We start from the raw sequence: 14,018 nt of genomic DNA, 5'->3' as shown, positions 1-14,018 counted from the left end.
AGTTTGTACTTTAAACCGAAATCGGTACCGTAACCGATTTCGGAACAGTGTAATTTTTTTTATATGCAGTAGAAATTTTGTCCGACTCCCTCCTAAAGCGACCTTCTAGGCCTGTGTAGGCCTGCGTCGTTGTCCTTAACTGATCCGTTCCGAACTAGTACTTCCCTTCCCACAATCGTCACATGAAAAGAGCTACCCTACGCGACATTGCCCAGACCCTGGGCGTAACCGTGGCTACCGTATCGCGCGCCCTGAAAAACTACCCCGATATCAGTGCCACGACCAAGCAAACGGTACTAGCCACTGCCGAGCGCATGCACTACGCGCCACACCCGCTGGCCGTAAAGCTGCGCCAGAAGGCGTACAAAGTGGTAGGAGTAGTGGTGCCCGACATCGTGCACCCCTTTTTCTCTGATGTTATCAGTGGAATTATTGACGTGGTGGAGGCCTTGGGCTATCATGTGCTGCTGAGCCAGAGCAATGAGAGCTACGAAAAGGAAATCAGAGTAACGCAAATGCTCCTGGCAACTGGCGTCGATGGGCTGCTTGTTTGTTTGTCTAATGAAACCGTAGACGTAGGCCACCTGCGCGCCCTCCAGGAGTACGATCTGCCAGTGGTGCTATTCGATAAAATAAACTCCGGACTAGATGCCAGTACAGTTGTAACCAATGACTTCCAGGGCGCCTATGATGCCGTGACGCATCTGCTCGACCAAGGCTACACCCGCGTAGCCCACATCAAAGGGCCACCGCACCCCGAGAATACTCGCCAGCGGTTTGCTGGCTATCGGGCCGCCTTGGCCGCCTACGATCTGCCGTTCCGGCCAGAGTATGTAGCCGAGTGCCACGCCGTTTCGCATGCTGAAGGAGCCGCCTTTGCCCGGCAGTTTATGGCCCTGCCAGAGCCACCCGATGCCCTGTTTGCCGTGACTGATTCCGTGGCTATCGGGGCTATGACGGCCCTGCGCGAAGAAGGCCGGCGGGTACCCCAGGATATGGCCGTAATTGGCTTCAGCGACTGGGCCGTGTGTCAGCTGGTAGAGCCCAGCATCAGCTCCGTAGCCCAACCCGGCTACGATATCGGCCGCCGGGCCAGTGAGCTACTGCTGCGCGAGATTCAGCAACTGCGTGATGAGCAGCCCCTGGAGCACCACCACTTAGTGTTGGATGCTACTATTAAGGTGCGGCAGTCGTCGCAACGCCCTATTGTTGGGTAGGTTAGAGTAGGAGGCGCTAAGTACTGCTAGGCCAGTCTTGGCAATACTTAGCGCAGCTTGCCCGGGCGCTGGGGTAGTTTAAGAGGCTGCGACGTATCGTAGGCCAGTTCGAGGTAGTGGTTGTTGTTGAAATCGAATTCTGCAATAACCACTAACCCTAGCTTTTGGGTATGAGCAGCGTAGGAACGGGTATTAATCTGGTTGATAAAGGTGACCAGTACTGGGTATCGGGCCGCCATCTGCTCCCTGGCGAAGTCAAAGATGGCTTCCAGTAGGCCGCTGCCTCGGTAGGCCTTGTCCACGCACACCGGGCCGTACTGGTAGGAGTTTTCCACGCTTAACCGCTGGCCTGCAAATTCCAGGGTAGGCAGATCCTCAATCATGCGGGCGAAAATGGGCCACGCCGCCCAAAACTGCCACGACGCCGACATCACGTAGGCCACTACTGTGTCCTCGTGTTTTGCAATGAACAGCCCTTGCTCTTCCTGAATCAGCCTGGTTAGCTGCTCTCTGGTGAAGGAGGTGGTAACGAAGCCGTCCTTTTTATCTTCCTCTAGAATCGTATCGATTTGGTACTTCTGGTGAAGATTTAAGACGCCGTCAATGTCAGCTAAGTCGGCTAGTTGAAGTTGCATAACCAGATGTTTTAAGTCAATTGAAGTAGTTGTAAAAGGATACGAAGGACTAAAGCATCATGCGGAGTTTGTGTAAAGACTAGCCATAGTGAGAATGGCTCTGAAGTGGCCTTACTACTTCAGCGATATGGCAAGAGGAGGGCCTTGTTTTCTTACTTTTTCTATCGCCTCATTCTAGAAACTGACCATGCCATTGTCTGCGGGGGCTATTGTTCTGCTGCCTGAGGCTAGGCCATCAATATGCCCATTGGTAGCAAACTCCATGGGTTGAGAGGCGCTTAGGATGTCACTTACGTCGAAGGTGCCATTTGAAAGCTCATAGTTCTCTTGCACAAAGTAAAACATAGCCCAGAAGGCTTCTTCTGACGATAATTCTGCGGTTATAAATGGGATCATTAGGCAAGTGTATTCACGTTGTGGAGGCAATATAGCCACTAGCTGTAGCTCTCCATTTCTTATCCTACATCAAGGCCCCGCCACTCTAGGTAAGGTATTTTTGTTCTGTAAAAATTAGATAACGAGATGCACCGCAAAGCCTTCCTGAAAGCCCTGGCGGTGCTGCCTTTTGCTACCATTATGAACTCCCTGCAAGACCTCCATAAAACCGCCAGCGGCTTCCAGCAAACCGCCAAGATGCCTGTGCTCTTCGTAGGCCACGGCTCGCCGATGAATGCGCTGGCCGATAACCCTTTCACCCAAACCTTGCACCAGTTGGGCCGTGATATCCGGAATTTACAACCCCCACGGGCAATTCTGGTAGTGTCGGCGCACTGGCTGACGCGTGGCACTTTTGTGGCCGTGAATGAGCGGCCCGAAACCATTCACGACTTTGGGGGCTTTCCGCAGGAGCTGTTTGACATGCAGTACCCTGCGCCCGGCGCCCCCGATGTAGCGCAGGAAGTACTAGCTGCTCTGCCCGATGCTCATCCCAGCGACGAATGGGGCCTCGACCACGGCACCTGGACGGTACTGCACCATATCTTTCCGGAGGCCGATATTCCGGTGTTCCAGCTCAGCATCGACTACTACAAGCCCATGACCTACCACGCGGAACTCGCCAGGCAGCTACAGTTTCTGCGCCGCCGTGGGGTATTGATTTTGGGCAGCGGCAACATTGTGCACAACCTGCGCCAGAGCATGCCCAATTTCATGCACGATGATCCACGCCCGCACGCCTGGGCCGTGGAATTCGATGAGTGGGCCAAAGCCAAAATCAACCAGCGCGACTTGCTTGCCTTGGCTCACTACCAACAAGCTGGTGCCAGTGGTTCGCTCTCCGTACCAACGCCCGACCATTACATCCCCATGCTCTATAGCCTGGCCCTAGCCGAAGCTGACGACAACATTCGTCATGCCTTCGAGGAAGTAAGCTTTGGTGGCATGAGTATGCGCACGTTTGTGGTAGGGTAAAAGCTGAGTACTGGTAAATGAGCCAGTTATATAGAGGCATATACCCGCCTGTCCTCCTGAGCTTGGGGAAGGATCTTGTCACGTTACAACGACTGGCCTAGAGCAAGCCGTACGAGCGCAACAAGGTCCTTTCCATGCGGTCAGGAGGGCAGGCGGGTATAGCAGCCTCGAGACGGATAACGGGTCGGCGACGTTAAAACAGAAAGCCTAAGCGCGCTACCGGGAGCCTGTCTTCGCGCGACAGATTGTAGGTAGCCATGAGCACTACCCGGCGGAACGGCTCTAGCCACAAGCCGCCACCGTAGCCCGTGTGCCAGGTGGTGGAGTGTTCCTCGTCAAGCCACACCCGGCCGATGTCATGAAACCCAACAACTCCTACTTTGGTGCTTACTAGCAACGTATTGAGGGTGCCTAGGTAGAGTCGAAACTCCAGGTTGTTGTACAAGCTGTTTTCGCCGGCGAAGCGCGTGCGCCGGTAACCGCGCAGGTTGGAAAGCCCGCCCAGTGTAGCGGCTTGATAAAACTCATAGTTGCTGAAGTTAAAGGTGCCGCCAACTCGGCCCGCCAGCGTCAGGCCGGGCGTGGCGGAGGGCGTCCAGTACCCCGAGGCTTCGGTGGTAAGTTGAGAAACGGTGCGCGCGCGCTCATTTACAGCACGCAAGTTGGTGTACTCGGTACGCCAGAGTACGCCCTTGGTGGGGCGCCAGTCGTTGTTGCGCGAGTCGAAGGTGTGGCCTAGGCGCAGGCCGGCAAAGTGGCGGGGCTCAAACAGAGGAGCCATTCCTTCCTGTTCTTCGTCTACCTGATCAATAAAGCGGCCTGGAGAATGTTTCACGCGCACTCGCTGGTAAGTAGGGCCGGCGTAGAGCTGATGGTGCAGGCCTAGGCGCCTGCGCACCAGCGTCTGAAGCACCACGTTATTGTAGCGGACCCGGTAGTAGCCAATACCCCGGCTTTTGTCGTAGTCTGTGTCGTTGCCGTACCCGAAGAAGTTGCGCACGTAGTTGGGTGCCTGCAGATCGGCGCGCAGGAGCAGGTCGAGGTTGCCAATTACGTGGTTTAGCTCACCCGTGTAGCGGAAGCTATACGCTGCGGTGCCCAGCGCTACGTTGGCCTGCAGCCTATGCACCGAAGCCCACGGCACCCGCCGGAAGCCAGGAGTCCGGATTTCTACGCCCAGGCCTAGGAACAGGCCATCGTCGGGGTTAAAAGCCAGGGGCAGCAGCGGGCCCACGTACGGGTACCGGTAGGCCTGCCGGTTGTGCTCGTTAACCAGCGAATCGGGGGAGGTGCGGTTGCGGCTTTCCCGGCCAAGCGTCAGTTCATTGCCGGTGGGCGTATCGTACACTATGGTATAGCGACGGGGTCCCGCCACGCTCGACTGGTCTACCAGCACATCGTTGCCCTCGCCCCCAATCAGGCGCACAGTCAAGCCGTGGTTTACGGCTCCCGTTACCTCCATACGGTCGTTGCTGCCGTAGCCGTAGAGCCGTACCTCGTTGGTTTCAGCAGTTAAAAAAGTGCGGTCATAAAGGGCGCCGCCACCCGGTGCGCCGTTGGCGGTCAGGGCATACATCCGTACTCGGGTGTGCTCATCGTCGAGGCGCTCAACCTGAAAGTATTCGGCTTGGTCGCTACCGGTTATATCTACTTGCCGGGCCAGAAAGCGGTAGTATTGCTCGGCATAAGCTGGCAGCGCCGCACGGTTAGATTGCAGTTTGGCAATAATTAGGGGGCCCGATAGCTGGTACACCGAGTCGGGGAGACGATGAATGGCCGAGGCCAGCACCTCATCCGTTAAGCGGGCCTGCATCTCTTGCGCTACCGTCAGCCAGTCTTCGCGGGTGGCTTTCGTCAGGAAAGACCGGTCGAAGTAGCGGGCACTGAACATGAAGGTATTCACGTTACGCATAGTACCATCAAACCCTTGCACCGCCGGCACTGCCCAGTTGCGGCTGGCAATGTTAGGCAGCACGCCCTGGTTCACAAAGAACGCCTGGTCTCGGTCGCGGGGCACGGCGCGTAGCAGTAGGCCACCTTCAGGCTGCGTGTAGGCCATCCAGCGCCACTGGTCTTCATGGCGGTCGAAGTCAGCAATCAACACATCAAACAGCCGTGCCCGCACCAGTTCCCGCTCATCTACGCGGTTGTGAGCGTCGGCGCGCAGTAGGGCCAGGGCTTGGTCGGTGCTGTAGTTCTTCTCCAGCACCTTGCCCGTGAAGGAGGTGGGCACCTGCGGGTCGCGCTCCTCCAATATGGCGAGGGTATTGGCAAACTCCGCTTTGAATTCCCCCAGCCGTTCATCATCGGGCACGTACACCAGTTCGGGGTTGGTGTGGCCCACGCCTGCTGCCTCAGCCAGTGGCGGAATGGTTAGCGCCGCGTAAGGATGGGCAGCCGATACCTGGTCTTGCACCACTTTGGCGGCCAGTGTGTTACGAAGTTCGGCGCTGAGTACTTGCTCGGTGTTTTTCTCAATAGAGCGAAGCACATACTCGCGCCCATTGGCGGCCCGAAGTCGTAGGGATTTGGTTTGCTTGCCGCCGCCTTGTTTGAGAGGGCGTAGGCCACCCTGCGCCGTGCTCAGGTTTAGCACCGGCACCTTCACTGGCTGCTCCCACTCGCGGCGGTAATTTTGCCCTAGTAGCCACGTTTTCAACGGACCCGCGCTGTATTGCCGGCTCGCTTTTACCACTACATTGGCCTGTTCTGAAAAGGGTGGAGCAGTAGGCCTAGCCGTTTCCTGTAGTTTGGCTACTGTGGCCGTTTGGGGCGTGGAGGTTTGCGCCTGTAACACTTGGCAAGTCAAACCAGAAAAAATAATGGCAAGTACTAGTCTCTGCATCGGGTATAAGCGGTAGAGTGATGTATGGATAAGACGCAGTTAATCTCCTGCTGAGGAGGAGCTAGGCCAGTAAGGCAGCTGGCTTACTGCTGAGCCACCAGGGCCGGGAGCCGGCGGGTGGGCAGTTGCACGTGGGCGTGCATGCGAGGGCGGATGAGCGGGGCGAGATGGTTGCGCACCGTCACGGTTATGAGGTAGGCCGGAAAGGTCGAAGTTGGGTGCTGGATATAATCGACCACCCCCATAAAGCGGCGCGTGGGCAACTCTGCAATACGCACCGGTACCTGGTCGCATAGCTTCAAGGCCCGCCCGGTCTGGGTGGGTACTGCTACTACCACCTTTACCTGCGAAACATCCAGCAAGGTGGCTACGCGGGCACCCGCCTTCAGGTGCCCCCCAACGGCCACGTTTTTGTGCTCTACAAACCCAGCTCGGGGCGCAAGTACATAGTTGCGGTTAAACTGGCTAGAGTACTCCGTGTTGTACATGAACTTCAGCAGGATCTGGCGGCGCCGTACAAAGTCGCCTTCCTCGAAGAAAACCTGCCTCACCCAACCATGCGTGGTAGTGAGCAGTGGTAGCGTACAAATGGGTTCCACTACTCCTGGCCTACTAATAGTTTCTCTGGCGGGCTGGGCAATGGGAAGCGCTACAGAATGGCGGGGAGGCGCTGCTGATAGCGGCCGTTGCAGGCGAAGAGCCGCCGGCTGTAGGCTCAGGAAAACACCAGATGCAAGCAGCAGTAGATAGTGCTGGCTCATACTACTAATCTCCAATAAGCTCAGGAATTATTCTTCTAGCACATGTGCAGCGCGCACTCAACGGCCCGCCTAGCTCAGTAGGCGAGCTAGCTAATCACTAGCCTTGCGGGATAGTTGAAGATAATAACACCTGATTTTATTGTCAAATTAGTTATATAAAATATTAATAAAGTATAGTAAAATCAACTGTGTTTGCTCATATAGTTCTCACTCAAACTGTCCGTTTTGGAGCGGCAGGCAGTGTGCAGGCAACACGGGTTCCTAAACAAAAAGCCGCCCCTACAGGCTGTAGAGGCGGCTTCAAGCTGAATGAAGGGCGTGCTACTTCTTGTTAGTGGCCCGGGTGGCCTTTACCTCCGGCGCTTTGATAGCGCTGGCTTTGTTGCCAAAGCTGTTGCGCACATACGTCAGAACGTCGGCTATTTGTTGGTCGGTAAGAATGTCGAAGGAGGGCATCACGTTGTTGTATGGCTCGCCTTCAATGTCCTCGCCTTGCAAGCCGTTGAGCACCACTTTTATCAAGCGCGCCTTGTCGCCAAGCACGTAATTGGTTTTGGTAAGGGGCGGGTTGAGGCCATCTACCCCACCACCATCGGCTTGGTGGCAGGTAAGGCAGTTCTGCACGTACACTGCCTTGCCCGCAGTGAGCATAGCACCCGAAACAGCCGCCGTAGCGGAGGGCTTCGCGGCAGGTTTAGGTGCCGGTTTTTTTTGAGCTACGGCCTGGCTGCTACCCCAGGCCAGGAAGCCTACTACTATCAAAAGTGCTTTCATCAATGGGTTATTTCTTGGCGTAAACGATGCGGTAGATGGTTCCTTTCCGATCATCGGTAACGTAGAGGGAGCCATCGGGGCCTTGGGCTAGGCCACAGGGCTTGTGTTCAGGGCGGCCAGCGGCGGCATTGGCTTCTGAGCCCGCGAAGTTATCCGCAAACACCTCCCAGTCGCCGGAGGGCTTCCCGTTTTTGAAGGGTTGAAACACCACATAGTAGCCTTTCTGCGGCTCGGGGGCGCGGTTCCAGGAGCCGTGGAAGGCAATGAAAGCGCCATTGCGGTATTTCTCCGGGAACATAGTGCCGGTATAAAAGAGCAGCGCGTCGGGGGCGGTGTGGGCAGGGTAGGCCGCCGCCGGCTCCAGATAGTTGCCCGTGGCTTCCTTCTTACCGTCGCCGCCGTACTCCGGGGCCATCATTTTCTTGTGCTGCTGGTTGTCGTAATAGATGTAGGGCCAGCCAGCGTTGTCGCCTTGCTTCAGGGCGTACATGCACTCCGCGGGCAGCTCCGCCGACTGCTTGCTGGTGTACAGGTTCGGGAAGTTGTCGTAGAGTTGGTCGCGGCCGTGCTGCATCACAAACAACTGGTTGGTTTGGGCATTCCAATCAAGCCCTACCACGTTGCGTAGGCCAGTGGCATAGCGAATACCGTTACCATAGGTTTGATTGAGCTTATCGGCCTTGAACTGCCAAATGCCGCCCGCTGAGTCTAGCACCGGGCAGTTCTGAATACCCAAGGAGCCCTTCTGGCGGTCTTTTACTTGGCAGGAGTTTGAGTAGGCTCCTACGTTCACGTAAATGTTACCGGCCTTATCCAGCGTAATGGATTTGCTTTCGTGCTGCTTCCGATTGACGAGGCCCGTGATGATTTTCTCGGGCTGCTCTGGGCTAACCACTTCGCCCTTGCCGTTAAGCTTGTAGCGGAACACCTCCTGATCGGAGGAGGCGTACAGATACTCGTGGGTGCTGAAGATGCCCGTGCCGCCGTAGTTGCCGAAGCCACTCACTACTTCGGCTTTGCCAGCGCTGGTTTCGCGAAGGACCAAAATGCCTTTTCCCGCCGTGTTAGGGCGGTTTAGCTTCACGTAGATGGTACCCTGAGGCGTAACGGTAATATGCCGGGCCCGGCCACCGGTTTCGGCTACTTTGAGGGCCCCAAAGCCAGCGGGCAGCTTCAGGCCGGCGTTGTCGGCATCGGGAACGACGGCCGTTTCCGTTTTGAGGGCAAATAAGGAGAGGCTTCCTACTACGGCCGCAGGTAATAACAGGAAGCGAGGTAAAGCATTCTTCATAAAATGAGGGGTAAGGCAGTTTATTCTGGCGACAACAAGCGCCTATGGACGAAATACTGGCCTACTGGGCTGCACGTACAACCCGGTACCCATGAGCGGCCCCTGTAACAGGGCAGTGGGTGGCCTAGCGTCCGAAAATAGGGAGCGTAGCACAGTAACGAAAGTAACCGTGAGTAGTTGGGGCGGCTTTCAGCTTTGCTTCAAAAGCTACGGGCTCTGGTTAGCAGGGAGTTGCTTGTGTGTTCTAGGCTTACTCAAGCAGCAGTTTTCCGCGCCATAGTGGCCTACAGAGATGGAGAATACCTCATCAACCTTACGGTTGAGTTTGTCGTTTCAGGAGCCTCCCATTCGAAGGTTTATTTTCATGAAGCACTCTCTTACTCTGCTGCTCTCCGGAGCCCTGTTGCTAACTTCTGTACCGGCCGCCACTGCCCAGCAAGCAGCCGCCTCTCCGTATCACACTCGGTTTGCCGTTGATGCACCCATCACGCTAGGACTAGGAGCAATGAGTGGCCTAGGCCTTTATCTGGTTCAGCAGAAAAATGGCTTGAGTGATGCTGAACTGGCCCGCTTGAGTAAAAACGATGTGCCGAAGTTTGACCGGTTTGCTGCCGGCAACTACAGCAAGTCGGCTCAAACTGCCGGCGACTTTCTCTGCTACGGTTCATTGGTAGTGGCACCCGGTTTGTTGGCACTGAATGAGGATGTGCGCGGCCACTACGGGCAGGTGCTGGGGCTGTACCTGCAAACCATGCTGGCCACCGATGCTATTTTCACTACCACTGTAGGGAGCGTAACCCGCTACCGGCCCTTCCTGTACGGCACAGAAGGAGGGGGCTCCCGCAACAGTAAGATTTCTACCAACTCCTTTTTTGCCGGACATACGGCGCACACGGCTACGGCCACCTTCTTTGCGGCCAAAGTCTTTCATGATTTTAATCCTGGTTCTCGGGCAGAGCCCTTTGTGTGGGGCGCGGCTGCACTTATGCCCGCGGCAGTGGCGTACACGCGTATTGAAGCTGGCAAACACTTTCTTTCTGACAATATAGTCGGCTATGTGGTCGGCGCTACGGCCGGTATTGTAGTGCCGCAACTTCACAAAACAGCGGGCCGCAATGGCTATTCATTTGCCCCCATTCAAGGACTCAATGCCAACGGCTATTCATATGGCGGGCTGCTAGTTACCAAGCAGCTGTAGGCCACTACGCGTAAGCAGGGTTACCCCGCCAACCTGGTGGTTTAGACCGTGGCTGGAGGTGGGTAATCCTGCTTGATCTGCGACTAGCACACTGAAAAAGCCTCAAGTAGATTTTTGAGTTGCTAAAGGTTCTTTGCTCTGGCCCTCTACCAGCGGATGTGGCTTTTGTGCGCTGGTTGCGTAGCTTGGGGCTTATCAGCTGTTCCTCTCGCTTTATGCCTTTCCACTACCTAATCAACCGCGCGGCGTATGTAACCGTCAGCGCTTGCCTGTTGCTGGCTACTCATACGCAGGCCCAATCTGTGGCGGCTACGGGCAAAACGGGTAAGCCAACCACGCACCAGCTAAAACCTTCGCCTACCACAGTGGCCTGGGGCTTCTATGATGCGGCTGCTAAGCCCGTGCTGCGCATCAAGTCCGGCGACAAAGTAGAAGTGCAAACGCTCATTACCTCTAGCCCTACCCGCTTGGAGGGGGCTGGCGTGGCACCCGCGCAAGTAGAGCAGTCGTTGCGCGACATCTATAAGGATGTGACCAACAAAGGTCCCGGCGGTCATATTCTCACGGGCCCCATTTATGTGGAAGGCGCCGAGCCCGGTGATGTGCTGGAAGTACGCATTCGGAAGATTGACCTGGCCATTCCCTACGCCTACAACGCCTTTGGGCCCACCAGTGGCTTTCTGCCCGAAGACTTTGGGTACGCCAAAATGCGCATTATTCCCCTGGATAAGAAGCGGATGGTGGCGCAATTTGCGCCGGGTATTGAGGTGCCGCTGCGGCCGTTTTTCGGGAGTATGGGGGTTGCGCCACCGCCTGCCGCGGGCAGGGTTAATAGTGCGCCGCCCGGCATTCACGCCGGCAACCTCGATAACAAGGAGCTAGTGGCTGGTACCACCTTATTTATCCCGGTGCACGTGGCCGGGGCCCTGTTCGAAGTCGGAGATGGGCACGCGGGGCAAGGCAACGGCGAGGTAGACATTACGGCCCTGGAAACTTCCCTGACGGGTACATTGGAGTTCATTGTGCGCAAAGACATGCACCTGGCCTGGCCTAGGGCCGAAACACCCACCGACTATATCACCATGGGCACCAACGAGGACCTGACCCAGGCCACCAAAATTGCTCTGCGTGAAATGCTGGACTTCCTGATGAAGGAAAAAGGCCTCAGCCATGATGATGCCTACATGCTCGCGAGTGTGGCCGCCAACATGGAAATCACCCAGCTAGTAGACGGTACCAAGGGTGTGCATAGCATGATTTCCAAGAAGATCTTCACGGGGAAAGTACCAGCTACCAAGAAATAGATGGCGTGCCTGCTACGCCTTAATCGCGCTTGATGGCGTAGCGTAAGCAACCTTTCCAATCAATCTCACATCTACCGGCCCAAGAACTATACCTTGTGCCTAATGCGAAACCTATCCTTGTTACTTCTTGGGCTAAGCGCTGCTCCGGCAGCCTTGGCCCAGCCCACACCTGTTCAACCCCCTGTTGCTGCCGTATATCGAGCCACTGAGCGTAAGGTGAATGCCTTGGTGCACACCAAGCTGGATGTACGCTTCGACTATGCCAAGCGCTACCTCTACGGCAAGGAGTGGGTAACGCTAAAGCCCCACGGCTACGCCACCGATTCGTTGCGGCTTGATGCTCAGGGCATGGAAATCAAGGCCGTGAGCTTGGTTGCGGGTGAGCAGATGCAGCCCCTGAAGCATGAGTATAACCAGCAGCAATTGCTGGTGCACCTGGGGAAAACGGTGCCAGTAGGAGAGGCCTACACGGTGTATATTGAGTACACGGCCAAGCCCGAGGAATTAAAAAAGGGTAGGAGCACGATGATTTCCGACGGCCGAGGGTTGCACTTCATCAATCCGGATAGCGCCGTAGCCGGAAAGCCAGTGCAGATCTGGACCCAGGGCGAGACCGATGCCAATTCCGTCTGGTTCCCGACCATAGACCAAACCAACCAGAAAACTACCTCCGAAATAAGCCTGACGGTACCCAGCAAGTACGTTACGCTGAGCAATGGCCGCCTAACCGAGCAAGTAGCCGCTGGCCCTGGCCTACGCCGCGACACCTGGAAAATGGAGCAGCCCCACGCGCCCTACCTGTTCATGCTGGCCGTCGGCGACTTTAAAGTGACCAAGGAGACGTGGCGAGGCAAGGAAGTAAGCTACTATCTGGAGCCGAAGTACGCCGCCCAAGCTCAGCAGATTTTCGGTAAAACGCCCCGGATGTTGGAGTTTTTCACCCAGCGCCTCGGAGTGGAATACCCTTGGAACAAATACGCCCAGGTGGTAGTCCGTGAGTTCCCGGCGGGGGCTATGGAAAATACCACGGCTTCTTTGTTTGGGGAGCAGGCCCAGGGTACTTCGCGAGATTTGCTGGACTGGGAATATGCCGGGGTGGAGCGTGAAATTGCCCACGAGCTGTTTCATCATTGGTTCGGCGACCTGGTGACGGCCGAAAGCTGGAGCAACCTCACGGTGAACGAGTCATTCGCCAACTTTAGCGAGGTACTGTGGGCCGAGCACGAATACGGGCGCGACGCCGGCCAAGAACAGGCCGACCGTAGCCTGTACAACTACCTCCGCAGTACTGGTAGTTACGATAAGCCCCTGGTACGCTTTCAGTATGCTGATAAGGAAGAGCTGTTTGACAACGTGAGCTACCAAAAGGGCGGCAGCATCCTGAACATGCTGCGGAGCTACCTGGGCGAGGACGTCTTCTTTAAGGGGATACAGCGCTACTTGCAGCAGAACGCGTTCGGGAACGGTGAGGCACAGCAGCTGCGCTTAGCCTTGGAAGAGGTTTCTGGGCAAGATCTAAACTGGTTTTTCAACCAGTGGTACTACCGCGCAGGCCACCCCGTTGTTACAATTGACTATCAGTGGGACGCTGCCCGCAAGCAGCAGGCCGTAGTGGTGCGCCAGACCCAGGCGGGGGCTCCCTATGTGCTGCCCTTGGCGGTAGATGTGTACACCAATGGCCGGGCCCAGTGCCACCAGGCCACTCTACGCCATACCGTGGACACCCTTTACTTTCCGGCCCCAGTTAAGCCCGACCTGGTGAACGTAGACGCCGAGAAAGTGCTCGTGTGGCAAAAGACCGATAACAAGCCACTGTCGGAATTCGCCTACCAGTACCACCATGCCCCACACTACCTTGACCGTCGCGAAGCGCTGGCCGCCGCGAAAGCCAAGCTTCCCGATCCGCTGGCTCAGAAAACGTTAGTGGCAGGCCTACATGATAAATCGGCGACGCTCCGCCAAATGGCAATTGAACGGCTGGATTTGCAGCAGCCGACCTTACGCAAAGCGGCCGCTCCCATGCTCGTAAAGCTAGCCACCTCCGATGCCTCAGTGCAGGTACAGGCATCGGCTCTCACCGCACTCAGTACGCTCAAGAGCAAGCAGTACGAGAAATTATTTACAAAAGCCCTGGCCAGCAAATCCTACAAAGTGCAAGGTGCGGCATTACTAGGCTTGTTGCCCCTCGATACCAAGAGCGCCTTAAGCCGCGCTACTTCCTTTGAAGCCGACAATAAAGGCGGGCTTACCGTGGCCCTGGTACAGGTGTATGGCAAAGCAGGTGGGCCAGCGCAGTGGCCGCTGGTACTGGCCAAGTTTGATGCCGCCGAGCCCAACGACCAGTTTAGCATGCTCTCTGGCCTAGCAGATCTGCTGAAACGCATTGATCAGCCCACGGCTTGGTCCCAAGGAATTGACCGAATCAAGGCGTTAGCCATTCGTTACAAGTCTTTAGGTATTCATGTGGGGCTGATAAGATTGCTCCGTGAGCTGCAGCAACAGGAGGCAAGCAGCCCCAACGCGGCACCAGTTACCGCCCTCATCGAGAAATCTGTAGTCGAGATTGAGGCAGCTAAATAAGCA

The 14,018-nt window shown here is 56.2% G+C and carries 11 protein-coding genes; 5 read left to right on the top strand and 6 right to left on the bottom strand.

Annotation, left to right across the window (positions count from 1 at the left end; translation table 11 throughout):
• Window positions 1-182: 182 nt before the first annotated feature.
• Window positions 183-1,217: a LacI family DNA-binding transcriptional regulator gene (locus EU557_RS15020; RefSeq protein ID WP_135531281.1), complete on the top strand. Its 1,035-nt coding sequence runs from the start codon at window positions 183-185 to the stop codon at window positions 1,215-1,217.
• A gap of 47 nt (window positions 1,218-1,264) precedes the next feature.
• Here the strand turns inward: EU557_RS15020 and EU557_RS15015 are convergent, their stop codons facing one another.
• Together EU557_RS15015 and EU557_RS15010 are read right to left on the bottom strand one after the other, a co-directional pair.
• Window positions 1,265-1,852, bottom strand: coding sequence for a GNAT family N-acetyltransferase (locus tag EU557_RS15015; RefSeq protein ID WP_135531280.1), 588 nt, complete (start codon window positions 1,850-1,852; stop codon window positions 1,265-1,267).
• A gap of 174 nt (window positions 1,853-2,026) precedes the next feature.
• The gene (locus EU557_RS15010; RefSeq protein ID WP_135531279.1) at window positions 2,027-2,248 is read right to left on the bottom strand and encodes a hypothetical protein; all 222 of its coding nucleotides are present in this window, start codon (window positions 2,246-2,248) and stop codon (window positions 2,027-2,029) included.
• 126 nt (window positions 2,249-2,374) lie between these two features.
• On the opposite strand from EU557_RS15010, the gene ygiD reads away from it, so the two are divergent.
• Window positions 2,375-3,262 carry a 4,5-DOPA-extradiol-dioxygenase gene (gene ygiD / locus EU557_RS15005; RefSeq protein ID WP_210116061.1) on the top strand — a complete coding sequence of 296 codons (888 nt, stop codon included), beginning with the start codon at window positions 2,375-2,377 and terminating at the stop codon, window positions 3,260-3,262.
• A gap of 193 nt (window positions 3,263-3,455) precedes the next feature.
• Here ygiD and EU557_RS15000 read toward each other — a convergent pair whose 3' ends face one another.
• From EU557_RS15000 to EU557_RS14985, 4 genes are all read right to left on the bottom strand, one after another.
• A complete protein-coding gene (locus tag EU557_RS15000) occupies window positions 3,456-6,107 on the bottom strand; it encodes a BamA/TamA family outer membrane protein (protein WP_135531278.1) in 2,652 nt (883 codons plus the stop codon).
• Between the two features lie 83 nt (window positions 6,108-6,190).
• Window positions 6,191-6,868, bottom strand: a complete 678-nt coding sequence (locus EU557_RS14995; RefSeq protein ID WP_135531277.1) for an efflux RND transporter periplasmic adaptor subunit — start codon at window positions 6,866-6,868, stop codon at window positions 6,191-6,193.
• A 321-nt stretch (window positions 6,869-7,189) separates the two neighbouring features.
• Window positions 7,190-7,642, bottom strand: coding sequence for a c-type cytochrome (locus EU557_RS14990; RefSeq protein WP_135531276.1), 453 nt, complete (start codon window positions 7,640-7,642; stop codon window positions 7,190-7,192).
• A 7-nt stretch (window positions 7,643-7,649) separates the two neighbouring features.
• The gene (locus EU557_RS14985; protein ID WP_135531275.1) at window positions 7,650-8,933 is read right to left on the bottom strand and encodes a PQQ-dependent sugar dehydrogenase; all 1,284 of its coding nucleotides are present in this window, start codon (window positions 8,931-8,933) and stop codon (window positions 7,650-7,652) included.
• Between the two features lie 364 nt (window positions 8,934-9,297).
• Between EU557_RS14985 and EU557_RS14980 the strand changes: the two genes are divergently transcribed.
• The 3 genes from EU557_RS14980 (at window position 9,298) to EU557_RS14970 (ending at window position 14,015) form a co-directional block, all read left to right on the top strand.
• Window positions 9,298-10,131: a phosphatase PAP2 family protein gene (locus EU557_RS14980; RefSeq protein WP_167855224.1), complete on the top strand. Its 834-nt coding sequence runs from the start codon at window positions 9,298-9,300 to the stop codon at window positions 10,129-10,131.
• A gap of 215 nt (window positions 10,132-10,346) precedes the next feature.
• The gene (locus tag EU557_RS14975) at window positions 10,347-11,435 is read left to right on the top strand and encodes an acetamidase/formamidase family protein (RefSeq protein WP_135531273.1); all 1,089 of its coding nucleotides are present in this window, start codon (window positions 10,347-10,349) and stop codon (window positions 11,433-11,435) included.
• A 102-nt stretch (window positions 11,436-11,537) separates the two neighbouring features.
• Window positions 11,538-14,015, top strand: coding sequence for a M1 family metallopeptidase (locus EU557_RS14970; RefSeq protein WP_135531272.1), 2,478 nt, complete (start codon window positions 11,538-11,540; stop codon window positions 14,013-14,015).
• Window positions 14,016-14,018 lie beyond the last annotated feature (3 nt).

The sequence above is a fragment of the Hymenobacter wooponensis genome (assembly GCF_004745865.1).
GTDB classification, from domain to species: domain Bacteria; phylum Bacteroidota; class Bacteroidia; order Cytophagales; family Hymenobacteraceae; genus Hymenobacter; species Hymenobacter wooponensis.
The sequence above is the reverse complement of the archived record's forward strand: the minus strand, read 5'-3'. Positions and strand labels throughout refer to the sequence as shown.